21 protein-coding genes are annotated in these 23710 nt (G+C 51.9%); 8 read left to right on the top strand and 13 right to left on the bottom strand.

The genetic code is table 11. From position 1 onward, the window contains the following. Positions 1-77 precede the first annotated feature (77 nt). Positions 78-1745 carry a multicopper oxidase family protein gene (locus tag IVG45_RS14435; protein WP_196434505.1) on the bottom strand — a complete coding sequence of 556 codons (1668 nt, stop codon included), beginning with the start codon at positions 1743-1745 and terminating at the stop codon, positions 78-80. Positions 1746-1982: 237 nt separating this feature from the next. Between IVG45_RS14435 and IVG45_RS14430 the strand changes: the two genes are divergently transcribed. After that, complete coding sequence (locus IVG45_RS14430; RefSeq protein WP_196434504.1) at positions 1983-4628, top strand: UPF0182 family protein; 2646 nt, start codon at positions 1983-1985, stop codon at positions 4626-4628. Between the two features lie 219 nt (positions 4629-4847). After that, positions 4848-5678, top strand: a complete 831-nt coding sequence (locus tag IVG45_RS14425; protein WP_196434503.1) for a hypothetical protein — start codon at positions 4848-4850, stop codon at positions 5676-5678. A 79-nt stretch (positions 5679-5757) separates the two neighbouring features. Here IVG45_RS14425 and IVG45_RS14420 read toward each other — a convergent pair whose 3' ends face one another. From IVG45_RS14420 to IVG45_RS14410, 3 genes are all read right to left on the bottom strand, one after another. Then, positions 5758-6144, bottom strand: a complete 387-nt coding sequence (locus tag IVG45_RS14420) for a hypothetical protein (RefSeq protein ID WP_196434502.1) — start codon at positions 6142-6144, stop codon at positions 5758-5760. 148 nt (positions 6145-6292) lie between these two features. Beyond that, a complete protein-coding gene (locus IVG45_RS14415) occupies positions 6293-7129 on the bottom strand; it encodes an SDR family oxidoreductase (RefSeq protein WP_196434501.1) in 837 nt (278 codons plus the stop codon). Beyond that, positions 7126-7713, bottom strand: a complete 588-nt coding sequence (locus tag IVG45_RS14410) for a DUF4124 domain-containing protein (protein WP_196434500.1) — start codon at positions 7711-7713, stop codon at positions 7126-7128. Before IVG45_RS14410 ends, IVG45_RS14415 begins: the two co-directional genes overlap by 4 nt. Positions 7714-8057: 344 nt before the next feature. On the opposite strand from IVG45_RS14410, the gene ileS reads away from it, so the two are divergent. The 4 genes from ileS (at position 8058) to IVG45_RS14390 (ending at position 13603) form a co-directional block, all read left to right on the top strand. After that, positions 8058-10889, top strand: a complete 2832-nt coding sequence (gene ileS, locus IVG45_RS14405) for an isoleucine--tRNA ligase (RefSeq protein ID WP_196434499.1) — start codon at positions 8058-8060, stop codon at positions 10887-10889. Continuing rightward, positions 10882-11361 (top strand): signal peptidase II, encoded by a 480-nt coding sequence (gene lspA / locus IVG45_RS14400; RefSeq protein ID WP_196434498.1) that lies wholly within the window; start codon positions 10882-10884, stop codon positions 11359-11361. Before ileS ends, lspA begins: the two co-directional genes overlap by 8 nt. Before the next feature lie 394 nt (positions 11362-11755). Beyond that, positions 11756-13057 (top strand): NAD(P)/FAD-dependent oxidoreductase, encoded by a 1302-nt coding sequence (locus tag IVG45_RS14395; RefSeq protein ID WP_196434497.1) that lies wholly within the window; start codon positions 11756-11758, stop codon positions 13055-13057. Between the two features lie 24 nt (positions 13058-13081). Then, entirely contained in the window at positions 13082-13603 is a 522-nt protein-coding gene (locus IVG45_RS14390; protein WP_196434496.1) for a YcxB family protein, read from the top strand. Here IVG45_RS14390 and IVG45_RS14385 read toward each other — a convergent pair. Continuing rightward, on the bottom strand, positions 13595-13777 hold the full coding sequence (locus tag IVG45_RS14385; protein ID WP_196434495.1) for a hypothetical protein: 183 nt from the start codon (positions 13775-13777) through the stop codon (positions 13595-13597). The two genes, IVG45_RS14390 and IVG45_RS14385, sit on opposite strands and share 9 nt — an antisense overlap. Before the next feature lie 125 nt (positions 13778-13902). Between IVG45_RS14385 and IVG45_RS14380 the strand changes: the two genes are divergently transcribed. Continuing rightward, positions 13903-14451: a FlgO family outer membrane protein gene (locus tag IVG45_RS14380; protein WP_196434494.1), complete on the top strand. Its 549-nt coding sequence runs from the start codon at positions 13903-13905 to the stop codon at positions 14449-14451. Between the two features lie 178 nt (positions 14452-14629). Here the strand turns inward: IVG45_RS14380 and tgt are convergent, their stop codons facing one another. Continuing rightward, positions 14630-15739 (bottom strand): tRNA guanosine(34) transglycosylase Tgt, encoded by a 1110-nt coding sequence (tgt, locus tag IVG45_RS14375; RefSeq protein ID WP_196434493.1) that lies wholly within the window; start codon positions 15737-15739, stop codon positions 14630-14632. A gap of 66 nt (positions 15740-15805) precedes the next feature. Next, a complete protein-coding gene (locus IVG45_RS14370; protein ID WP_196434492.1) occupies positions 15806-16318 on the bottom strand; it encodes a hypothetical protein in 513 nt (170 codons plus the stop codon). A gap of 186 nt (positions 16319-16504) precedes the next feature. Between IVG45_RS14370 and IVG45_RS14365 the strand changes: the two genes are divergently transcribed. After that, positions 16505-16804, top strand: a complete 300-nt coding sequence (locus IVG45_RS14365; RefSeq protein WP_196434491.1) for a hypothetical protein — start codon at positions 16505-16507, stop codon at positions 16802-16804. A 164-nt stretch (positions 16805-16968) separates the two neighbouring features. On the opposite strand, the gene brnA is transcribed toward IVG45_RS14365, so the two are convergent. The 6 genes from brnA to IVG45_RS14335 form a co-directional block, all read right to left on the bottom strand. Then, a complete protein-coding gene (brnA, locus tag IVG45_RS14360; RefSeq protein ID WP_230874595.1) occupies positions 16969-17124 on the bottom strand; it encodes a type II toxin-antitoxin system BrnA family antitoxin in 156 nt (51 codons plus the stop codon). A gap of 14 nt (positions 17125-17138) precedes the next feature. Next, positions 17139-17648 (bottom strand): type II toxin-antitoxin system YhaV family toxin, encoded by a 510-nt coding sequence (locus tag IVG45_RS14355; RefSeq protein ID WP_196434490.1) that lies wholly within the window; start codon positions 17646-17648, stop codon positions 17139-17141. Beyond that, positions 17645-17974 carry a type II toxin-antitoxin system PrlF family antitoxin gene (locus IVG45_RS14350; protein WP_196434489.1) on the bottom strand — a complete coding sequence of 110 codons (330 nt, stop codon included), beginning with the start codon at positions 17972-17974 and terminating at the stop codon, positions 17645-17647. The genes IVG45_RS14355 and IVG45_RS14350 overlap by 4 nt, the downstream gene beginning before the upstream one ends. 914 nt (positions 17975-18888) lie before the next feature. Then, positions 18889-19320: a HEPN domain-containing protein gene (locus IVG45_RS14345; protein WP_196434488.1), complete on the bottom strand. Its 432-nt coding sequence runs from the start codon at positions 19318-19320 to the stop codon at positions 18889-18891. Positions 19321-19462: 142 nt separating this feature from the next. Then, on the bottom strand, positions 19463-21397 hold the full coding sequence (htpG, locus tag IVG45_RS14340) for a molecular chaperone HtpG (protein ID WP_196434487.1): 1935 nt from the start codon (positions 21395-21397) through the stop codon (positions 19463-19465). A 159-nt stretch (positions 21398-21556) separates the two neighbouring features. Next, positions 21557-23677, bottom strand: coding sequence for a RelA/SpoT family protein (locus IVG45_RS14335; RefSeq protein WP_196434486.1), 2121 nt, complete (start codon positions 23675-23677; stop codon positions 21557-21559). Positions 23678-23710 lie beyond the last annotated feature (33 nt).

The raw sequence follows: 23710 nt of genomic DNA, 5'->3' as shown, positions 1-23710 counted from the left end.
TTTATCCCGCTTTTAAAACCCGCGCCGACCGAAAGGCCGCGCGGGTTTTTTTGTGTTATCCGCTTAGGTTTGAGTGATTATTCCACCAGGAATTGCCGCATCATGCCGAAGTCTTCGTGTTCCAGATTATGGCAATGGTATAAAAACAGGCCTTTATAATCTTGGAAAGGCTTGATGATCTCCACTTCCTCTCCAGGCATCACCAGCACGGTATCTTTCCAACCGCTGTCGACGAAGCCATCCTTGACACCGGCGTAGTCCGTGGAGCGAACTTTATCGGTCACACGCCGCAGGATTTGATACTGCTGCCCGTGCAAATGAATCGGATGCGCCATGTCCATCATCATTCCGCCCATGCCCATTTTATTGCCGGATGAACTATCGTCTGCTTCGTGTTGGGCGTTGCGATGCCTCATGCCTTTCATCATGCCCATGCCGCCGCCGTGCATTTCGTGATCGTGGAAAATCCTGATCCGTTTGATCGAGCCCAAGGCAACCCGCTCGAAATCCATCACCTTATCCATCGCAAAACTCTTGCCATTCACTAAAGGCCGCATCGGTTGCATCGAGATGGCAATGGGTAGCGGGCTATCGCTATTGTCGACATCCTGCAAGGTCAATCGCTGAAACGGGACCAGCGTTTCAGGCAATTTGGGCGAATCATTGACTTTTTCGGTGACGCTGAATGTGGCGATGGCAAATTTGCCGCCTTGCGGTAAAGCGTGATGCATCATGCCCATGCCGCCGCGTTTTTGCATGTTTTCGGCCATGCCCGGCAAGGTGCCGGAAAAAGGCAGGCTGTACATGACCAATTTGTCGGCGACTGCCCGGCCGCTGAAATCCAGCCATAAATCGACGCGCTCGCCCGGCGCCAGCATGATGTAAGGGCGAGTTTCCGGTTTGCCCAACAGGCAGGCGTCGGTGCCGATCACCGTCAGCGGCGTGCCGTCATCCCAACCCAGTTTGTAAATCCTGGAGTTGGAACCATTTGCGGCTCTGAATCGATATGCCCGGGATTTAACTCGAAACTCGGCATTGGGTTTGCCGTTGACCAGAATGGTATCGCCCAAAAATCCCTGCATCCGGTCATGCATCTTATGTACATATTGCAGTTGGTTTTGCTCATTAAAGCTGCGATCTTGGATCACCAGGGGCAAATCGAATTCGCCGCTCGGCAAATCCAGCTTTTGTTCATCGCCGTCGCTGACGGTAATCAAGCCGGCCAAGCCGCGATAAACCTGCTCGGCGGTCAGGTTGTGAGAATGTGAGTGATAAAAGCTGGTACCGGCCCGATTCAGTACCTCGAACTCGTAAACGAATTGTTGGCCCGGTTCGATCGAATACATCGGGTGGCCGTCACTGTGTTGAGGAACATGTAGTCCATGCCAATGAATGATGGACGCTTCATTCAGACTGTTCTTGAAAAAAATCCTGACTTTTTGCCCTTGCTGAAAATTCAGAATGGGCCCCAGATAGTTGCCCGGTAATTGCTGCAAGGCTTGTTGCGGGCCTTTCAGCAAGGTTGCCGAGAATTTTTGAACCCGTGTGGTCGGCCCGTTCGCCAAAATCGGAATTTGAGCCGTTTGGGCAATAAACTCAATTTCCAAGTCGGGATTAAAGCCCGGCGTCGCGGCTCTCTTAAGGCCGCCGGTTCCCGCCAACAGCACGGACGGAAAGTTGACCATGGCCGCGGCTAACGCGGATTGTTGTAAAAATCGACGCCGACTCGTATTGATAGCTGTCATATGTACTCCCCCTTTATAGTATGTCTTATGGAACTAAGCTTCTTGTTTTGCTTTGAACATACTCTTTTTTCGCTGGACGGACAACGCTGAATTGGGAAGGGCGGGCAACCTTACAAACGCGGGACAATCACATTCCGGGTTTGGATGATAGAATGGCGCCAGATAGACGCTGAGATCTAAAGCCGGCCATGGAGTCGATTCCAAGCGGGCTCAAAATTCTAAATTTAAGAGGAAATTATGCGTAACCGGAAACTGTTACCTGCGTTGGCTGGCGCTACGATCATTGGCGCCATCGTCCTGTATGTTGCATTCTACTTCGTGTTTCTCGATTTTTTCGTGGATTTGTGGTGGTTTAGATCCTTGGACTTTGAAGCCTATTTTTGGCTGAGAATTTTGTACCGCTTTATTTTTTCCGGCGCGGTGACGATATTTTTCTTCGCCATTTTCATGTTCCACTTCTGGATAGCTTCGCATTATCTTGGTCTCAATCCGCCGGACGAGGTGTTGCTGGACGACAGAAAAAGACGCCGGTTTCAGCGTTTTACCGATGTTTTCCTGGCTGGGTCCATCAAGGTTTACAGTGTAATTTCCTTAGTGTTGGCAATCGCGATCGCGATTCCGTTTTACCTGCAATGGGAAGATGCCCTGTTGTTTTTCTTCGGTAGCTCATCGGGTATCGAAGATCCGGTTTACAACAACGACATCAGCTTTTATCTGTTCTCCTACCCCATTTATATGTTGATACAGAAGGAGTTGCTAACCTCCGCGGTGGTGGGGCTGGTTGCAACCGGTATGTTGTATTGGATGGAGCATGTCTTCATTCCGAATCAGGGTAAGGAGTTTCCGCTCGGCGCCAAGATTCATCTGAGTGTACTGTTTGTGTTTGTGGCGTTGTTCGTGGTCTGGGGTTTTTTGCTGGACCGCTTTTCGTTGCTATATGGCTCGCTTCGAGAGCCGGTGTTTTTCGGCCCCAGTTTTATCGATTTGCGCTATAACCTGCCGCTGATCTGGTTGGCTATAGTGGCATTTTTGCTGTTTGCCGGTTCGGTCGTGTTTTATGTGTTCGCCGAGAGACACCGCAGTAAATTGCAGGTGTTTTTGGCTTTCGTCGGCTTTTTAGCGATACAAAGTTTACAAAGTGTCGAGTTTATGCCTCGGTTGATCGACAAGTTTATCGTCAAGCCTAATTTCACCCGCACCGAAGGCCCATCCATGCGCTATAACATCGATGCGACCATGGCGGCGTATGATCTGAATAACATCGATACCGTTAACTTTACCGTCAATCTGGATGCCACCAAAGACATCGAACAATGGGCCAATCAAAAGAACTTTGAGAATATTCCGGTCTGGGATAGAGAGTACTTGATCGATAGCTATAAGCAGTTGCAGGGTATTCGGCCTTATTACACCTTTCCGACCGTCGATGAAGACCGTTATTTCATTCGCGGCCATTATCAGCAAGTCAATCTGGCGGCGCGCGAAGCCAATGTCGGCAACTTGAATAAAGAAGCGCAAAACTGGGAGAACACCCATTTGCGCTACACGCACGGCTACGGCGCCGTGATTTCCCCCGCCGCCCAGGACGCCGATATTCCTATCGTTTGGTACTTGCGCGATCTTAACTTGAGCTCCAATGTGGGTTTTTCGGTCAAGTATCCGGACATCTATTACGGATTGGAAGACTACAAGTACGCGATTGTGCCCAATAAGTTGGTGACGCAGAATATCAGCAGTACAGAGCCGGAGATCAGCCGGGATTATCTGGACAATACCGGCGTACCGATTCCATCCTATTTCAGAAAACTGCTGTTTGCCTTTCATTTCAGGGACGAAAAGATATTTTTCTCGCCCAATATATCGACCGACAGTACCTTATTGATTCGCCGCAATATCGCGGAGCGGATTGCCACGCTGACGCCTTTTTTACATCTGGATAAAGACCCGTATCTGGTCGTCGGCAATGACCGGTTTTACTGGATACAGGATGCTTACACCTTGTCCAATATGTACCCGGCGGCCAAGCCCGCCGCCGATGACTTTTTGGATGGTTCGCAAAAATTCAATTACATCCGTAATTCGGTAAAGGTGGTGGTCGATGCATACAATGGCAATGTCGATTATTACATTGCCGACCCGAAGGATCCGATCATAGCCGCCTACAGCCGGGCATATCCCGGTGTTTTTAACAAGCTGGATGAAATGCCGAAACATCTGCAAGCCCATCTGCGCTATCCGCGTGATCTTTATTACATGCAGATGAAAATCTTCGCCAAATATCATCAGAATACCCCGGAAGCGTTTTATGAGCAGGCTGAAACCTGGCAATACGCCTCGGTTGGCGGCGAGCCGGTACTGCCGTATTTCATTACCATGAATTTCGAGCGTTGCAACGGTATGGAGGAGTTTGTGATGGTTAATCCAATGACCCCGGTGAATAGCAACAATTTGAGTATGGTCGGTATCGCCGGCACCATGGATCACCAGTTGTGCGATCCGAATAGCTACAAGCCCGGCATCACCATTTTTAAATTTCCCAAGGAAGTACAGGTCAATGGGCCGGCGCAGGTCAATGCCTTGATCGATCAGAATCCGGATATCGCCGCGCAATTTACACTGTGGAATCAGCAAGGCGCTGAGGTTAAAAAGGGCCGGATGGTGATTTTGCCGATGGGGAATTCGATTCTCTATGTGCAACCGATCTACATGCTGGCCACCAAAACCAAAATGCCGGAATTGGCGCGAGTGATCGTCTCTATCGGCAACCAGGTGGTAATGGACAGAACCTTGTTGGCGGCTTTCAATCGCCTGAAAGACTTGTTTATCAGGGGGGCGAAACACCCGAGTTCCGGCATAACCGGAGCGACTGAAAGTCAGCCCTGATACATGTTTTGTCGGATATGAATTGGGCCGGCGAAGGATGGGGCTGGTTGGGCCGCAAATAACTGTCCAACATTGGCTTTGAATCGATCATCAAGCTTTCTATAGCCAATCTAGCAAGCCCATGGTTTTGCGAGCCTTGGGCTTTTCTGTTTCGCCGCGCCGATAAAGTGTGACGTCAAATTATTAATCTCGCCGCATGGCAGCAACTAATTTTGCTAAATGACTGAATTGTCACCCTCGGTTTTTGTGTTTTGTGCGCTAGCCTGCGAAGCCAGGCCGCTGATTCAGGCTAGGCGGCTGAAGAAATTGCCTGGCAAGGAACATGCGTTTATGGTTTATGCGGCCGATGAAATGGTTTTGATCATTAGCGGCGTGGGTAAGTTGGCAATGGCCGGAGCGGTTGGATACGGTTTGGGGCTATTTCCCAACCACCGACGCTGGCCGCTACTGATTAACTTGGGAATTGCCGGGCATCGCGATTACCCGTTGGGGGCGCTCTGCCTGGCGCATAAAATTACCGACAGCGAATCGGGCCGGTGCTTTTTCCCTCAATTGCCGTTCGCGACGTTTTGCCCGACTCTACCGTTGACGACCCATGCAAGGTCGCGTGTCGACTATGCCGATGATTGTTTATACGACATGGAGGCGGCCGGCTTTTATGAAATGGCGGTTAAATTTAGTTCCAGCGAGTTGATTCATGTGGTTAAGGTGGTTTCCGATAATGCGGAAAATGCCATTGCCAATATTAATGAAGCGCTGGTGGAAAGCTGGATGGGTGAACGGCTGGCGGCAATCGAGCAGCTGCTGATTGAATTGAACCGGTTGCGGCAAATGATGCCGGTGGTGGAAGATTCGCCGCTATATCGGCAAATAGCTGGACAGTTTCATTTTAGCGTGACCAGTGACCTGAGGCTAAAAGCCTTATTGCAGCGTTGGGAGTTAGTCATGGGCGGCGAGGCATTGGCTTGGCGAGATGCTAATCCTAGAAACGCAAAAGAATTGTTGGTTTGGATGGAAAATCAGCTTGAATCAGTGAAATTCAGTCTTTGATCAGCCGCCTGGATTATCGGGCCGCGGGGGAAGGAGGTGTAAATCGGGGCACCGTATCCGCGCCCCGATTACGAAACAATTACAGCAGTTTTTTCAGGCCTTCGTTTGCTTCCTTGGCTTTTTGCAAGTGAGCTTTGGCTTCCGATGAATTGGCTTCCTTGACGGATTTTTCAGCGGCTTTCATGTGGTCTCTGACTTTTGCGGTTTCTCTTGCCACTTTGTCGTTGGCATTCAATTCTTTGGTGAAATCACGGGCTTTTTTGATTAGGCCGTTAATTTCGTCGGGAGAAGCACCGTTATCGATCGCTGCTTCAGCAGCAGTAATGCGAGCTGAAACTTCTTTGATCACTTCACTAGGAGCATGAGAAACCCTGCCTGGATCGGATTCCGCAACTGCGGCAGTCGAGAAAGCGCCCATGGCAGTGGTCAAAGAGAAAGCAATAACAGCACTTTTTAAAATTTTCATGTATGGAACCTCACAGTTGTTTTTATAAGAAACATATAGCTGATAATGGGTTTTTATCGGTTACATGCTGTAACTGATAATATCACAGTTCGTGCGGTTTGATAGTATGTTTGTTGCCCGATTTGGGCGCTAAAATATCGGTTTGCGCTCATTCGACGCTGACTAAAATTTTGTCCAGCCAGGTTGTCGGTAAAAGGCGTTTTAGCCAAGCAAACAGGTGGGTCGGAACCGTGACCGCATAGCGGGATTTTGGGCGTTGGGATTCGAGCGCATGAATCACTTTTTCCGCTACCGCCGTGGCCGGCAGCGTAAATGGCGCCGCCGGTCCGGGTTTTTGCAAACGGGCTTCCATCGCCTTGTAAGTTTCGCGGTGGACGCTGTGCTCGGGATCGATGTTTTTCCGGTACATCGCAAAGGCGTTTTGACGAAAGCGGCTTTCGATTGGGCCCGGTTCGACCAGCACGATGTGAACGCCCGATCCGCGCAACTCCAGCCGCAAGGTATCCGCTAAACCTTCCAGCGCAAACTTGCTGGCGTTATAAGCGCCGCGAAACTTCATTGCCACCAATCCCAGTACCGAACTGTTGTAAATGATCCGGCCATGACCCTGTGCGCGCATCAATGGAATCAATAGGTTGGTCAGTTCGTGGGTGCCGAAAAAATTGGTTTCAAACTGATTTCTGAGTACCTCTCGACTCAGGTCTTCGACGGCGCCGGGCTGGCCAAAAGCGCCGTTATTGAATAATGCATCGATTTTGCCGTCCGTGATGGCTATCAGCTGAGCCACGGCTTGCCGGATACTGTCCGAGTCGGCCAGATCCAATGGCAAACATTCGAAGCCTTCCGCAATTAAGCGGTTCACGTCGTCGGACTTGCGTGCCGAGCAAATTACCCGATGCCCGCGATTTTTTAGACTGGTGGCGGTGGTATGACCAATGCCGGATGAACAGCCGGTGATAAAAACAGTTTGGGGGATTGGCTTCATTCTTTAAGTTCTGCCTCATTGAAATACAAGCCGGCTCCGGAACTGCAGTTGACCAGAATTACCAGCATGTCTTTAGTGCTTTTGGCCGTTAGTTCGTCTGCTTCCACGCGTTGACATTGGCCGCTGGCCAAGGCTTTTTGGGCGGCAAGACGGCGGAATTTTTCGATGTCCGGCAAGCGGTCTTCAAACGGCTTAACTACCGGCGGCAGTTTGTCGGGATCATAGGGGGGGATTGCGTAAGCGGAAAACTGCTGCGGGTTTTGCTTGACCAATGCCTGAGTCAATGCGCTTTGTGCTTGTGTCAATTGGCGGCGTTGGGCGATGGCTTCCAGTCTGGCTTGTTCTTCGGCTTGGTGTTGCTGTTCCAATTGTTTTTTTTGTTCCGCTTCTTGGGTCTGTTGATCTTCCAATTGATTTAGATCGACTTTATTGCCGGTTTTGGGGTTGATTTGAACCGCCTTGTCTGCTTCGGTGCAGGGGGACGCTTGATAATAACTGTGTCCCGAAGCGTCTATGCATTTATAGACCCCAGCCTCGGCATCGAAACAAAGGCAAAGGGCGAGAATCAGAATTTTATTTTTCATGACATTCCTTTATGTCGACTGCGAAAATGCAACTATTACTTAGCTTGCCGCTGCTGTAAAGCAGAATAAATGCGGGGCGACATGCCATCCGGCTAGCGGCATCATGCCGCGCGGATTATGGGCTGCCGTGCCGTTTAATAAAGTTCAAAGGGCATTCGGAGCTAGTGGTTTTGATCAATGTAAATGTCTACCGGCTTTATAGAGTTTGCCAGTTAATGCTAAAATCCTTTGTTCAAAATTTCAAGAATCATACGGCTATTCGACGCAACTGTCAGGGAAAAGGTTGGTCAGGTTAGTCGGCATCACTCTAACTTACGATTGCATGCGGCGCTCACAACATCATCATGACCACGGATTACAAAACGACTCTTAACCTCCCCAAAACCGAGTTTGCGATGAAGGCCAATCTGGCCCAGCGCGAACCCGAGATGCTGAAAAAGTGGAACGAAAACCAGCTTTATCAAAAAATCCGCGAACATTGCGCCGGCCGTCCCAAGTTTGTGTTGCACGATGGCCCTCCCTACGCCAATGGCGCGATTCATATCGGCCATGCGGTCAACAAGGTATTGAAGGACATCATCATCAAATCCAAAACCCTGGCCGGCTTCGATGCGCCGTATGTGCCGGGATGGGACTGCCACGGTTTGCCGATCGAACTGATGGTGGAAAAATCGGTCGGCAAGGCCGGCGTCAAGGTCAGTCCGGCCGAATTCCGCAAGGAATGCCGCGCTTACGCCAAGAAACAAGTCAACATCCAGAAGGAAGAATTCATCCGCTTGGGCGTGCTGGGCGATTGGGATAATCCCTATCTGACCATGGATTTCGCCTTCGAGGCCGACATCGTTCGCGCGCTGGGCAAGATCGCCGTCAAGGGCCATTTGAGCAAGGGCGCTAAACCGGTGCACTGGTGTACCGATTGCGGCTCGGCGCTGGCCGAGGCCGAAGTGGAATACGAAGACAAACATTCGCCGGCCATTGACGTGCGTTTCTCGGTAGTGGATGAGCACGCTTTCATGGAAAAGTGCCATCACGCCGGTGACCGCGAAGGCAAGGGACCGTTGTCGGTAGTGATTTGGACCACCACGCCGTGGACCTTGCCGGCCAATCAGGCCGTGGCCTTGAATCCCGAGCTGGAATACGCGGTGGTGCAATGCGAGATCGACGGTCAAACCGAACGTTTGGTATTGGCCGAAGCCTTGCTGAAAGACGCGGTGCTGCGTTACGGCATCGGCGAGCACCACATCGTTGGTTACTGCAAGGGCAGTGCGCTGGAACATCAGCTATTGCAACATCCTTTTTACGATAGACAGGTGCCCATCATCCTGGGTGACCACGTCACTACCGATGCCGGTACCGGCGCGGTGCATACCGCTCCAGGCCACGGCCAGGAAGACTACGCGGTCGGCCTGAAATACGATTTGCCGGTGGATAATCCGGTTGGCGGCAACGGTGTATTTCTGCCCGGCACCGAGCTGTTCGCCGGCCAGCATGTGTTCAGCGCCAACGACAAAGTGTTGGAGGTGCTGCGCGAGCGCGGCAAGCTGGTCCATCATCACGCGCTCTTGCACAGCTACCCGCATTGCTGGCGCCACAAAACTCCGATCATCTTCCGCGCCACCCCGCAATGGTTTATCGCCATGGAGAAAAACGGCCTGCGCGATACTGCCTTGAACGAAGTCAAACGGGTGGACTGGATTCCGGATTGGGGGCAAGCCCGCATCGAAGCCATGCTCAACAACCGCCCGGATTGGTGTATCTCCCGCCAACGCACCTGGGGCGTGCCGATTGCTTTCTTCGTGCACAGGGAAAGCGGCGAACTGCATCCGCGTACCGCCGAACTAATCGAACAGGTTGCGCAACGCATCGAGCAGCAAGGCATAGACGCCTGGTTCGAACTGGACGCTGCTGAGCTGATAGGCGCCGATGCCGAGCAATATGAAAAAATGAGCGACACACTGGATGTCTGGTTCGACTCCGGCGTCACCCATGCCGCCGTACTGGAACGGCGCGAGCAACTGCGCTTCCCGGCCGACCTGTATCTGGAAGGTTCGGACCAACATCGCGGCTGGTTCCAGTCCTCGCTATTGGCCTCGGTGGCGATGAACGACGTGGCGCCTTATAAGGAAGTGCTGACCCACGGTTTCACCGTCGATGCCGAGGGCAAGAAAATGTCCAAATCCAAGGGCAACGTGGTGTTGCCGCAAACGGTGATGAAGTCGCTGGGCGCGGACGTATTGCGCTTGTGGGTGGCCGGTACCGATTATCGCGGCGAAATGTCGGTATCCGACGAAATCCTGAAACGCACTTCCGACGCTTATCGCCGGCTGCGCAACACCGCCCGCTTCCTGTTGTCGAATCTGGACGGTTTCGATCCCTCCCAACATCTGGTCGGCAACGACGACCTTCTGGCGCTGGACCGTTGGGCAGTCGACAGGGCTTGGCAGTTGCAAGAGGAAATCAAGGCGGCTTACAACACCTATCAATTCCAGCTGATTTATCAAAAAGTGCTGAACTTCTGCAGCATCGATCTGGGCGGGTTTTACCTGGACATTATCAAGGACCGCCAATACACCGCCAAGGAAGATTGCCTGGCGCGGCGTTCCGGGCAAACCGCGATGTATCACGTCATTGAAGCCCTGGTACGCTGGCTGGCGCCCATCATCAGCTATACCGCCGATGAAATCTGGCAAGCCATTCCCGGCCAACGAGGCGAATCGGTGTTTTTGGAAACCTGGTACGAAGGCCTGTTTCCGCTCGATGCCGGCGCCGCAATCAACCGCGACACTTGGGACAAGGTGATGTCGGTGCGCACCGTGGTCAGCAAGGAATTGGAGCAACTACGCGGCAAGGGTGCGATCGGTGCCTCATTGAATGCCGAAGTCGAGCTGTTTTGTGACGACAGCTATACCGATGAACTCAACAAATTGGGTAAAGAGCTGCATTTTGTGTTCATCACCTCCAACGCCGGCGTCGCCGGTCTGCAATTCTGCCCGGACGATGCGGTTGCCACCGAGCTGGAGGGGGTTAAACTGAAAGTCACCGTTTCCGAATTCCCGAAATGCGTACGCTGCTGGCATCAACGTTACGACATCGGCGAACACGCCGAGCATCCGGAACTATGCGGCCGCTGCGTCGAAAACGTGGCCGGCAATGGCGAGACCCGCCGTTATGCTTAAGTGGTTGTGGCTGTCGCTGGTGACCTTGCTGCTGGATCAGGCCAGTAAGTTGGCGGTGGATAATGCCATGCAATTATTCGAGTCGATTCCGCTGATGCCCTACTTCAATTTGACCTATGTGCATAATACCGGCGCGGCCTTCAGCTTGCTCAGCGAGGCAGGGGGCTGGCAGCGCTGGTTTTTCGCCGGTTTGGCGCTGGTGATGAGCGCTATCATCGGCGTCTGGTTGGCGCGTCTGAAAAAGCACGAGACTCTGATGGCGGTAGCCTTGTCGCTGGTATTGGGCGGCGCGATCGGCAATCTGATCGACCGGGTAGCTTACGGTTATGTGATCGACTTTCTGGATGTGTACTATCAAACTTGGCACTGGCCGGCCTTCAATATTGCCGATTCGGCGATTTGTATTGGCGTGGGTTTGATGCTGTTGGAAAATTTTGGCATTGGGCGCAAGGCGGCGGATGTGTTGGAATAGGTCCTTGCCGCCTTCTCGGGCCGGACGGCTGCGGGGATGCGTTACAAACTATTTCGAAAACATCTGCATGGATTCCGCCACCCCGAAACAATCCTTTCAATCCTGGTTGCACCGTATATTCAAATAGCCCATGGGACGGGCCGAACAGCGTATACCCCATCAATCACGCGAGATCGGTGTTGTTATGGCCAACAGGCAAAAAGCGTTCGACAAGCACTTCGCGGCGCCAACTGTTGGCGTATCGATACTCCCAATTGAACCGCACCTCCTTGGAAGTCAAAATCGGCCAGCCAGCAGCGGATTGGTTATAATGACTCTCGATCTAAATTTAGAATAACAACAGACACATTCGTGCGCGCCGCCATGCGGCATCTATTGCGGGGGAAAGGTAATAATGGCTGACGATATACATAAAATTCTGATTGTCGGTGGCGGGGCCGCGGGTCTGGAACTGGCAACCCATCTAGGCCGGCAACTCGGTAAGCCGGGACTGGCCGAGGTCACGCTGCTGGACGCTGCATCCACCCATATCTGGAAACCCTTGCTGCATGAAGTCGCGTCCGGCACGCTGGCCGAAGCGGAAGAAATCGAATATCTGGCGCAAGCCCACCGCAATAATTTCCGCTTTTTGTTCGGCAGAATGGAAGGATTAGATCGGGCGGCCAAGGAAATCGTCGTCGGCCCCATCACCAACAAGCAAGGCGTCGAACTGATTCCGAGCCGCGTCTTCAAATACGATACCTTGGTCATGTCGGTCGGCAGCGTCAGCAACACCTTTGGTATCAAGGGCGTCGACCGGCATTGCATGTTCATCGATACCACCACTCAGGCATATCGGTTTCAAAAGCAGTTGGTGGAAACTTATTACATCCAATCGTACGCCAATCAAAATCGCCAACGAGACAAGCCGCTGTCTATCGTTATCGTAGGCGCGGGCGCCACCGGGGTCGAACTGTCGGCCGAATTGCACGAAGTGACCAAGTTGCTGGCGACCTATGGCTTGGAAGGTTCGATTAAAGTCGATATTACCATCATCGAAGCCGCCACTCAGTTACTGCCGGCTTTGCCGCCTCGGTTATCGCAGGCAACCCAAGAACAGCTAGTCAAGCTGGGCATCCATTTGAAATTGGGCCGGCGAGTTACGGAAGTCACCGAAACCGCCGTTCACACTCACGATGGCGAAGTGTTCGATGCCGATTTGAAAGTTTGGGCCGCCGGAATCAAGGCGCCGGACTGGATGAAAAATCTCGATGGGCTGGAAACCAACAATATCAACCAGTTGGTGGTCGATCAAACCCTGAAAACCAGCGACGACGACATTTTTGCCATCGGCGACTGTGCCGCCTGCGCTTGGGCCGGCCATACCGGCAACGTGCCGCCACGCGCTCAAGCCGCGCACCAACAGGCTTCGGCCGTGGCGAAAACCATCGTCAACCGTTTGAAAGGCAAACCGGCGGTGCCGTTCGTTTATCACGATTATGGTTCGTTGGTGTCGCTGGGCAAATTCAGCACGGTCGGCTCTCTGATGGGCAGCTTGATGGGCACGGTCAGCGTCGGCGGTTTCATCGCCTATGTGGTGTATCTGTCGTTGTACAAAATGCACCAAGTCGCGATTCACGGTTATTTCCGCACCACGATGCTGACTTTGTCGAATTTATTCCGCCGCAGCACGCACGCAAAAATCAAAATGCACTAACTTTAAACCCAGCGAGACATCTGAATGTTAGAAATAGAATACGAATTCCGCGAGAAAGACCTGATTCACTTTAACGAGCTAAGGTTGGCAAGCGATCCGGTATTGCAAAAAAAGCTTCGTCAAAACCGTATGTTGGTGCCGGGCGTGATGCTGGTCTTCGGCTTGTTTTATTATGTTTACTATGTCGACATGATGACCACCGCCTATATTACCTTGCTGGCGATAGGCTGGGGCATCGCTTCACCGTTCATCATGAAAATCGACTTACGCCGTCAATTTTTCGATAAATATACCGAAGCCGAAAAAAAGGCCATGTTCGGTATTCATAGCTTGAAGATAGAACCCGAGCATTTATTGGAAAAGTCGCCCGGCGGCAAACATAAAACGCTCTGGAGCGATATGCTGCGGGTCGAGAAACACAAGGATTACGTCTACATTTACATTGCTATTGACGCGGCCATCGTCATACCGCGCGAAACGGTCAAAACCGGTGATTTAAAAGCTTTCGCCAAGCAGGCGGAAAGCATGATCGAACGTTTAGGATAAAACCCCGTCGCGGCGTTGAATATACAAACGGCAGGCATCGACACAATCCGCCTTGGTTGGGTAAGGGCCGCTGATTTTATCCACGGTATAAAACCACCAGCCTCGATGGTTAACGAAATAACGGTCTTGTGGCTTGAATAACGGGTTTTTCGGTTTTTTGGGTGTTGTGCTCATCCGTGTATATTACCAAGGGATAACGGCTGGAGACGATTGGGATTTGATCGGCTTTGGCGCAAGTAACATTGACTAACCGGCTATTTTCAGCACTTAATACCCTCAAAATTAACAGGAGATGTCTTATGAATAACAATCGAACGCTTGTTTCCGCTTTGTTGGCGCTTACCCTACTCAACGGTTGCGGCCCATATTACCGGCACAGCGAAATCGAAGACGACAATTTGGTGGAAGTGAGTTACGAGACTGTCAACCAGTTGCTGCTCAACTTGAAACAGCCATTGCCCCGAGGTAGCCTGATCGTCATCAATTCATTGGTCAATGTCAATGATATGGGGCAAACCCTGCCGTTTGGCCGTATCGTCTCCGACCAGGTATCTTCGGCGCTGCATCGCGCCGGTTATCGGGTAATGGGCATGGAACTGCCGACTGAAATTTTCAGTAAAAATGAAGCAGGTATTTTAGAACTGCCGGAAAAAACCAGGGAAGCCTTGGACAATGTGCATGCAAGCGCCTTGGTGATAGGCACCTATGCGGCGGGACGTCAAAACGTCTATGTATCGTTGCGGGTAGTCGAATTGGCCAGCCAAAACATCATCTCCTCGAATGACTTTTCAATCCCGATGGGACCGGATGCCAAGGTATTGGCCACCCCGCCGGAACCTAAGGAATAAGCAGCTTTGACGGCAAGTGGATGGTCAAGGGATGATCTACTTGCCAATGCGCCCCACCTGATTTTGTACGGTAGGCATCAAGCATGAGCCTTTTAGAAAGCCGGAGACAACGTTAGCTCCCTCCGGGGATATCGGGTTTGCTTTTCAGCAAATACCGTTTCAGTCCTAAAGCATTATTTCAATGCGGCATGGTGACGCCGCGCAGTTGGTAAAACTCCCGTACAAACTGGTCGAAGCGCTGGGCTTCAATCGCATCGCGGATGCCTTGCATCAACTCCAGATAATAATGCAGGTTGTGGATGGTGTTCAGCCTGGAGCCGAGCATTTCCTTGCACTTGTCCAGATGTTTTAAATATGACCTGGAATAGTTGCGGCAGGTATAACAGCTGCAATCCTCATCAAGCGGCCGGGTATCGAACTGGTACTGCTGGTTGCGGATTTTGATCACGCCGTAGCGGGTAAACAGGTGGCCGTTGCGGGCGTTACGAGTCGGCATCACGCAATCGAACATGTCCACCCCGCGCCGTACCGCTTCGACCAAATCTTCCGGCGTGCCGACGCCCATCAGATAGCGTGGCGTGTCTTGCGGCATGTCCGGCATGATCGCGTCCAAGGTTTCCAGCATTTCGTGCTTGGGTTCGCCGACCGACAGACCCCCGATCGCGTAGCCGTCAAAGCCGATGTTAGTCAGGCCGTTGATCGATTCGCGCCGCAATTCCGGAAACATGCCGCCCTGGACAATACCGAACAGCGCGGATGAATTGCCTTCGTGGGCGCGTTTGCTGCGTTCCGCCCAGCGCAGCGACAGCCGCATCGAATCGGCGGCTTGCTGGTAGGTAGCGGGGTAGGGCGTGCATTCGTCGAATATCATCACGATGTCGGAACCCAGATCGCGCTGCACCTGCATCGATTCTTCCGGGCCCATGAATATTTTGCTGCCGTTGACCGGCGATTTGAAGGTGACGCCCTGTTCGCTGATTTTACGCAACGCGCCCAGGCTGAAGACCTGGAAACCGCCGGAATCGGTCAGAATCGGTTTTTGCCAACGCATGAAGTCGTGCAGATCGCCATGCGCCTTCATCACCTCCATGCCGGGGCGCAACATCAAGTGAAAGGTGTTGCCGAGGATGATTTGCGCACCTAGACTTTCCAGGTCTTCCGGGGTTAATGATTTGACCGCGCCGTAGGTGCCGACCGGCATGAAGATCGGCGTTTGTACCACGCCGCGCGAAAAGGTCAGTTGGCCGCGTCGAGCCAGGCCGTCGGTAGTTTTGAGTTTGAATTCCATGAAATGCTTGCAAACATAAAAAGGCCGCTGATTATCCGGTCTTTACGCCGGTTAAGCCAGCGGGTTTTAAATGTCCATCAGCAGCATCGGGATACCGTAGGTCATCACGAAATAACCGACGGCGTAAATGATGCTGACGCTGGTTGGATAGGCAAAAAAGCGGCGGAAAATGTAGCTGACGATGGCGATATACCAGGTCACCAGAAATGTAGCCGCGCCAATATTGATTTCCTCGCGGTTTTCGATGTGCTGCATGGTCATCCACAAGTCCAACATCTCCGCGCCGACCGCCAGAGTCATGATGAAGTTCTCGCAGACGAAAATCGAAGTGTATAAACGGCTGTAGAAATGCCATTTTTTCTCCAGCAACAGCAGCAACGCCACCGTGGTAAAAGCCATGATGGTGCGACCCGTCACTTCCAGCGTGCCGTCGGCCGGGTCGGCGATCAGGCCTTCGACGATGCAGCCGGAAATGAAATAAAACGTCACGTTTTTCCACATGAACGATTTGGTCGGGGTTAACTGGGTTGGATCGTTCAGGAACCAGCAACTTGAAAGATATTTCAGTAATAAATTCATAATAAAGAGCTTGTTACTCGGTTAAAGCGCAGGGGCGGACGGTTAATTAAAAGGCGGGCATTATAACCATCCCGAGGAACGAGGGTTTGAGGTAAATCAGAATGTTGTCCCGGACAGGGTTTTGTAAAGGCGAAAGGGCTGGTTGCAAGGGCTTTTTGCTTGCCAGGTTAACTGATCAGGATTAGGTTGGAATTAATTCATTGCAGGGGCGAACTCATCCAGCGCTCCCAATGGATTTTAAAATCGTGCGAAGGTATAGCCAATTGGTTTGCAAGGATTTCCGATGAATCCGAGCGGATTCCCATTGAACGCGAAGGCACTCTAACAGACCGCGAAGGCATGGCGGCAAACCTGGAAGGTATGCCCGAAAGTCTCGAAGGCGCATCCAACGCAGCCGAAGGCGTGTTCCGATTCCTCGAAGGTAGCTTCAAGATATTTTTATATGCCATCGGCTCCATGCAGCATGCCTTCGCGGCCACTTTATAGACCAATACCGTGACCGGAAGTCTAAATCTCCTGAAAAGATGCGCCTTCGAGGCAGTTTTAAATGCCTAATGCTTGATGCCAGTGGCCTGTATCAAATGAAGTTTTGCGGTTAGAGCGCGGATTTGCCCGTTCAAACCCGAGGAGCATAGGATCAACGCGGCAAATCAGGCTTCGCGGTCTAACGACTCGATCATCCAAGTTGGGAAATCGACGTTGACGCGCTTTTGGGTTTGCATAACCCGTTGAGCTTGCGACAAATCCAGGACGTGGCTGATGTCGATGTCGTCGTCGAATTGTTTGCCGAACTCTTCAGCTTTCATACAGTTTCATGGAATCATAATTGAATTGCCTGCTCAGTCGCTGATTGCAAACGAGCCGAATGGGCTTTAGCCTCAGGCATTAGGCTATTCCAGTCATCAGGTGGGTGTCCGCTTTCCAGCATTTTACGAAAGACCCGATAAGCGTCACAGTCACTCTCATATGCTCGCTTGGTATTTTCGTCATTGACCCAAGCGTAAACAATAATCTTAGATTGGGCGTGGTAGCGGAAGAATAGGCGGTATTGCTGAAAAAACTTGGCTCTGAACCAATGTTTGTGCTCTTCGCCAAGTGTATTTCCTTGGCGATATTCAGCTCTAGCCGGATCTTGCGGAATAATTTCGAATGCTAATTTGGCGATTGCTGCGAGGCGTTTGCTGGCATTTTTGCGGCCGTATCCAGCAGGTGCTTTCTCACGCAATGCTTCAACCTGCTTGATTAAAATATCGAGCTGATCGAGAAATAAAGGATGGGCAAAAATTGACCAACCATTGATCACCAAAAAAGTCGATGAAGGTTGACTCATTCGTCATCAGCGGAAAGTGGCGCATCGAGATCGACCTCGATATTAGCGGTCAGTGACTGGAGCCGTGTGACAAGGTCTGTATTGATCGATTGGAGGTGTTCGGGATGATTAGCGATATCGCGGGCTAAAAAGCCTAAAAAACGCCCAAGAACAGGATCATCTTCTTGTGATTGCGTGGCGCGACTCATTAGAACCGCGCCATCAGGAAGAATCGAGTAGTGGATTTTGTCGCGTTTTCCCAGCTTGAGTGCGCGTCGAACGGTTTCCGGCACGGTAGTTTGATAACGATCGGTTAACGTGGATTCGATTTCGAGTGTGGTTGGCATTACACCCTCCAGGGTAAAAGTAAACTCCTTAAATCGTAATGCATCTGCATTGTCTCGTCAAAATTGCCGATAGCAGCGGACAAGATTTTGTAAAGGCGAAAAGGCCGGTTGCACGATATTTTTTTGCTTGCGACCCATAGGCGCGGAGCGATTAACGCGTGGGTAGCCTATGGGACCCCAAAACAGTTTTTTCGTCCCTACGTGCCTCGTGGCAATGCAGTCATTGACCAAAGAATTTTGATCGACGATCCTTATGCCGCAGAGAGGGTTTCATTCCCCTGATGCCGCGCCGAGCACCGGAGGGTTTGAGCGGATTTGCCCGATAGGGGCGCGGCAGGGAAGCCGCGCGTTTTTCGCGGGGGCTGGGATGCCCCTTCGAAAAACCCCGTTCAAACCCGAGGAGCGCAGGACAAATCGGCAGGATAGCCGATTTGCATGCATCGCACCCGAAGGGCGAGGCACATGGATGTGCTGAGTGAGCTAAGCGGCATGGGGCGGCCTTTCTTTTGGATACTTTTCTTTGGCCGTCCAAAGAAAAGTATCGCGGTTGCCGGTCCGCGAACCGGCGTTAAATTAGGTTTCGCGGCAGCGAAATAAATTTTTGGTTCCTCGACCGATGCGCTTCACTTTCGTTCAGCACATCCTATGGTCCTGACCCGCTCAAACCCTCCGGTGCTCGGCGCGGCATAACGGGAGAAAACCCATCACGGAGTTTGAAATCAATTAATATTTTGGAAGTCGCGTAGGTCAGGGTGCGCGATAGCGTTCCCTGACAAATTTTGGGCCCATGACTTTGAAATGTCACGTAACCGCTATCGCGGCAACGTGACCTACCTGACTAACCTTATTCGTTAGGCGATATTCACAAATTATTTTTCTCATTTCAATCTCAATAAGTGTTAAGTTTATATTTTTTACCTTGCCAAAATACGTTTCACTAACTCCGGGTGACTAGTATTTTGGATTATTTTTGAAATCACTATCTCAAGAACGTCTTGAGAAATGGACACAAAAACTCTCCCAGCCGAAGGACGGTAACGAGATGGGTATGGGAATTCCCCATCTACTAAGTATTGGCTATTTAGATTCTTTATTCCGACTATTTCCTCGTCAGAGAAATTAAGATCTTGGCATTTATTGAATGCCAACGCCTCTAAGTCATGCGTTCCAGGATAGGCTCCATTCTTGTCCCAAAGGTAATATTTTAGCGCTAACTCTAGCGCCAGTCCTTGGCAATGGATTCGAGGTCCAGATGTATTACTTGTTCCATGCTGCGAGATAGTTCGTGCTGCTGAAATATAATCACCAATTCCTTTCCAGTTGATTTCTGTATTGTAGTATTTCATCTTAGTACCACTTTCCCTATACCGCCCAACAAGTAATTAAATGGATCTGTATATCATCCCAAACTAACGGATATAGAGGGCGACTTTAGCACAACAACCATAAAAAAGGCCGGTTCCCCGGCCTTTTCCAATCAAAAACAGGTTATTTCAACAACCCCTGCAACAACCCATTCAACTTATGCACAAACGCCGAAGGATCATCCAACTGGCCGCCTTCGCTGAGGATGGCTTGGTCGAACAGAATCTGGCTGATGTCGGCAAAGCGCGCATCATCCTGCTCGTTTTTCAACGCCTTGACGATGGCGTGATCCGGATTGACCTCGAAGATCGGTTTGCTGCCACCCATGCCCATCATGTTCATGGCTTGGCCGGCTTCCTTCATGATGCGCTCCATGTTCAAGCTCATGTCGTAGGCGCCGGTGACCAGGCAGGCCGGCGAATCGGTCAGACGGTGGCTGACGCGTACTTCGCTGACTTTGTCTTTCAAGGCTTCCTGTATTTGTTTCAGCACCGATTCGAAGTCTTTGTTGATTTCTTCCTGATGTTTCTTCTCTTCTTCGCTGTCGAATTTGTCCAGGTCCAGCTCGCCCTTGGTAATCGATTGCATGTGTTTGTCGTCGAATTCGGTCAGGCTGGATACCAGCCATTCGTCGATGCGGTCGCACAGCAGCAAGACTTCGATGCCTTTCTTGCGGAATACTTCCAGATGCGGGCTGTTTTTGGCGGCGGCAAAGCTGTCGGCGGTGACGAAATAGATTTTGTCCTGGCCTTCCTTCATCCGGCTGACGTAGTCGGCCAGCGACACGTTTTGAGTCTTGTCGTCGGTATGGGTGGACGAGAAGCGCAGCAGTTTGGCGATGCGCTCCTTGTTTTTGTGGTCTTCGATCGGGCCTTCCTTGATCACGTTACCGAATTGTTCCCAGAATGTTTGGTATTTTTCGGCGTCATTTTCGGCTAAGTCTTCCAGCATGCCCAGTACTTTTTTGACCGCGCCGGCCTTGATGTTGCTGATTTGTTTGCTTTGTTGCAGGATTTCGCGCGATACGTTCAGCGGCAAGCTGTCGGTGTCGATGATGCCGCGAACGAAACGCAAAAAGCGCGGCATCAGTTGCTCGGCATCGTCGGTGATGAAGACTTTTTTGATGTACAGCTTGACGCCGTGCTTGGCGTCGCGGTCCCACAAGTCGAACGGCGCGCGGCCGGGGACGTACAACAGCAAGGTGTATTCGTTGGTGCCTTCGACCTTGCTATGGACGTGTACCAGCGGGTCTTGGAAATCGTGGGCGACGTGTTTGTAAAACTCGTTGTAATCCTCGGCGCTGATGTCGTCCTTGGACTTGGTCCACAGGGCGGATGCGCTGTTGACGGTTTCGTCCTCGACGCGGGCCGGTGCGGTTTCGTTGCCTTCGTCGTCTTTCTCGGCCGGGATTTCCTTGCTCATGATGATGGGCAGGGAGATATGGTCGGAGAATTTTTTAATGATGGAGCGTAGCTTCCAGCTATTCAAAAACTCTTCTTCGCCTTCCTTGATGTGCAGCACGATTTCGGTGCCGCGTCCGGCTTTATCGACGGTTTCGATGCTGTAGTCGCCTTCTCCGGCCGATTCCCAGCGCACGCCTTCTTCATGCGCCGCGCCGGCCTTGCGGGTGGTCAGCGTGACTTTGTCGGCGACGATGAAGGCCGAATAAAAGCCGACGCCGAACTGGCCGATCAGTTCGCTGTCCTTGGCTTGGTCGCCGGTCAGTTTTTCGAAGAATTGCTTGGTGCCGGATTTGGCGATGGTGCCGATATGATCCTGCACTTCGTGCCGGGTCATGCCGATACCGTTATCGCTGATGGTGATGGTCTTTTTGGCTTCGTCGAAATCGACGCGGATTTTCAGTTCGCTGTCGCCTTCGTACAGGCTGTCGTTGGCCAGCGCCTCGAAACGTAATTTGTCGGCGGCGTCGGAAGCATTGGAAATCAGCTCGCGCAGGAAGATTTCCTTGTTGCTGTACAGCGAGTGAATCATCAGATGCAACAGATGCTTCACTTCGGTTTGAAAACCCAAGGTTTCTTTTTTTGCTTCAACAGTCATATTTACACTCATGCAAGTTAAAAAAACGGGACTGGGGCGAGTTGGGGACGAGGAAGGGATTTTTCAAGGAGGGATGAATAAATCGATTTGAAACTTGGCTGAAACGTGGGGCAAGTCAGTGGCGAGAGTGGCTCTCCCGGCAAGTCAACTTATTAGGTTTTAGACCTTACGCTTGACCTCGGCCACATTCGGTAATTGGCTGATACGGCCCAGCACCGAACTCAACTGGGCGGTGTTTTCGATCTGGATTTGCATGGTCAGGGTCGCGGACTGGTCGGCGTGGGTTTTTAGCGAGGCGTCGGTAATCTGTACCTTGGCGTAGTGCAATAGTTGCGAGACCTCAATCAGCAGGTTTTGCGCATTCAGGGCTTCGATCACAATCGGTACGTTATGCCGGGCGCTGTGGCTGCCGCTCCATTCCGCCTTGAGCAGGTGAGTTTGTTGCTCGGGGGTTAAGTGCAGAATATTGTCGCAGTCGACCCGATGGATGGTGATGCCGCGTTTGTGCGAAATAAAGCCGATGATTTGATCGCCGTTAACCGGTGAACAGCAGTGCGCCAGGGTGGTGACCACGTTATCCATGTCGGCCACGGTAACGGCCGATTGGGGACTGGTTTTGGGCGCGGTCAGTTTGAACGAGACCGGTGCCAGTTCCGGGATTTTTAATGCGCTGGCCAGCTGCCGGTTGTTGATGTCACCGCGTCCCAATGCCTGATACAGGTGTTCGGCATCCGGCATTTTGAAGTGCTTGAGCAGGTCGTTCAGCTCAATGTGTTTCAGGCCCAGGCGTTTGCTTTCCTTGTCCAGCAGACTTTTGCCGGCGGCGATGTTGTCGCTGTATTCCTGATGTTTAAACCAACTTTTGACCTTGCCGATGGCGCGCGGGGTTTTCAAATACCCCAGATTCGGATCGAGCCAATTACGATTGGGGTGGCCGTTTTTGACGGAAATGATTTCGACTTGTTCGCCGGATTGCAGAATATAGGTTAGCGGTTTGATCTGGCCGTTGACCTTGGCGCCACGGCAACTGTGGCCGATGTCGGTATGAATCGCGTAGGCGAAATCCAGCGGGGTGGCGCCTTTGATGAGGTCGACCAGTTTGCCGGTCGGAGTTAATACGAAAACCCGATCGGAAAACAGTTCGGTATGAAAGCTTTCCAGCAGATTGTCGTGGCCGCGATCTTCCAGTAATAGGCGCAGCGAGGTGATGTTTTTCTCCGAGGCGGCATTGTGCCGGCCTCCTTCCTTGTAACGCCAATGCGCGGCTACCCCCAACTCGGCGAATTCGTGCATGGCGCGGGTGCGAATCTGGATTTCGATACGGTTGCCTTGCTTGTCGACCACCACGGTATGCAGCGATTGGTAACCGTTTTCCTTGGGATTGGCGATATAGTCGTCGAATTCCTTCGGAATATATTGCCATTGGCCGTGCGCCAGTCCCAGCACCGTATAGCAGGCGGTCAAATCGTCCACGATTACCCGCACCGCCAACAGATCGTAGAGTTCGTCGATGGGCAGTTGCTTGCGGCGCATTTTGCACCAGATGCTGTAGATGTGTTTGGGGCGGCCATAGACCTTGGCGTCGATATGGTGTTCGGCTAAGGCTTGACGCAAGTCATGCAGAAAAGTCTCGATGCAGGCTTCGCGTTGGACCCGCTTGTCGGCCAAGGATTGGGCGATGCCGCGATAGCGTTCGGGTTCCAAGTAGCGGAAAGCCAAATCCTCCAGTTCCCATTTGAACTGGCTGATGCCGAGACGGTTGGCTAGGGGGGCGTAAATATCCAGGGTTTCGCGGGCGATGAAGCGGCGTATGTCTTCGTTTTCCCGGCCCAAGCCCCGCAAGCGCTGAATGCGGTAAGCCAGTTTGATCAACACCGAACGCACGTCGTGGGTCATCGCCAGCAACATCCGGCGCAGAATTTCCGACTGGTTGGGCTGATTAGCCATTTCCGGATTATAAATGCTGACTTTATTCAGCCATTGCACGTCCTTGACCAACGACGCCACCACGGGGCCGAATTGCGCGGTGATGGACGCCTGGTCCGCATGGCCTTCAAGCCGTGAATCGCTCAGTACGGCGGCTAGAATTGAATACAGGTCGATATGGACGGCTGTCAGAATGCTGGCCACGTCAATGCCACGAGGGCGGGCGCTGCTACCGGCGGCCGAATCGTTTGCACAAGCCTGTTCGACCAACGACAACGCGGCGTTAACCAAATCGAGATCGGTTTCGGAGAGATCTGGGAAAAGTGATTTGACGTTAGCGGCATCGGTGTTCATGCCGTTATTGTAAAGCAGGATTAGGCGGAATGG

The sequence above is a fragment of the Methylomonas sp. LL1 genome (genome assembly GCF_015711015.1).
Lineage (GTDB): Bacteria > Pseudomonadota > Gammaproteobacteria > Methylococcales > Methylomonadaceae > Methylomonas.
Note: the sequence above shows the minus strand (reverse complement) of the source record. Positions and strands in the feature narration are given on the sequence as shown.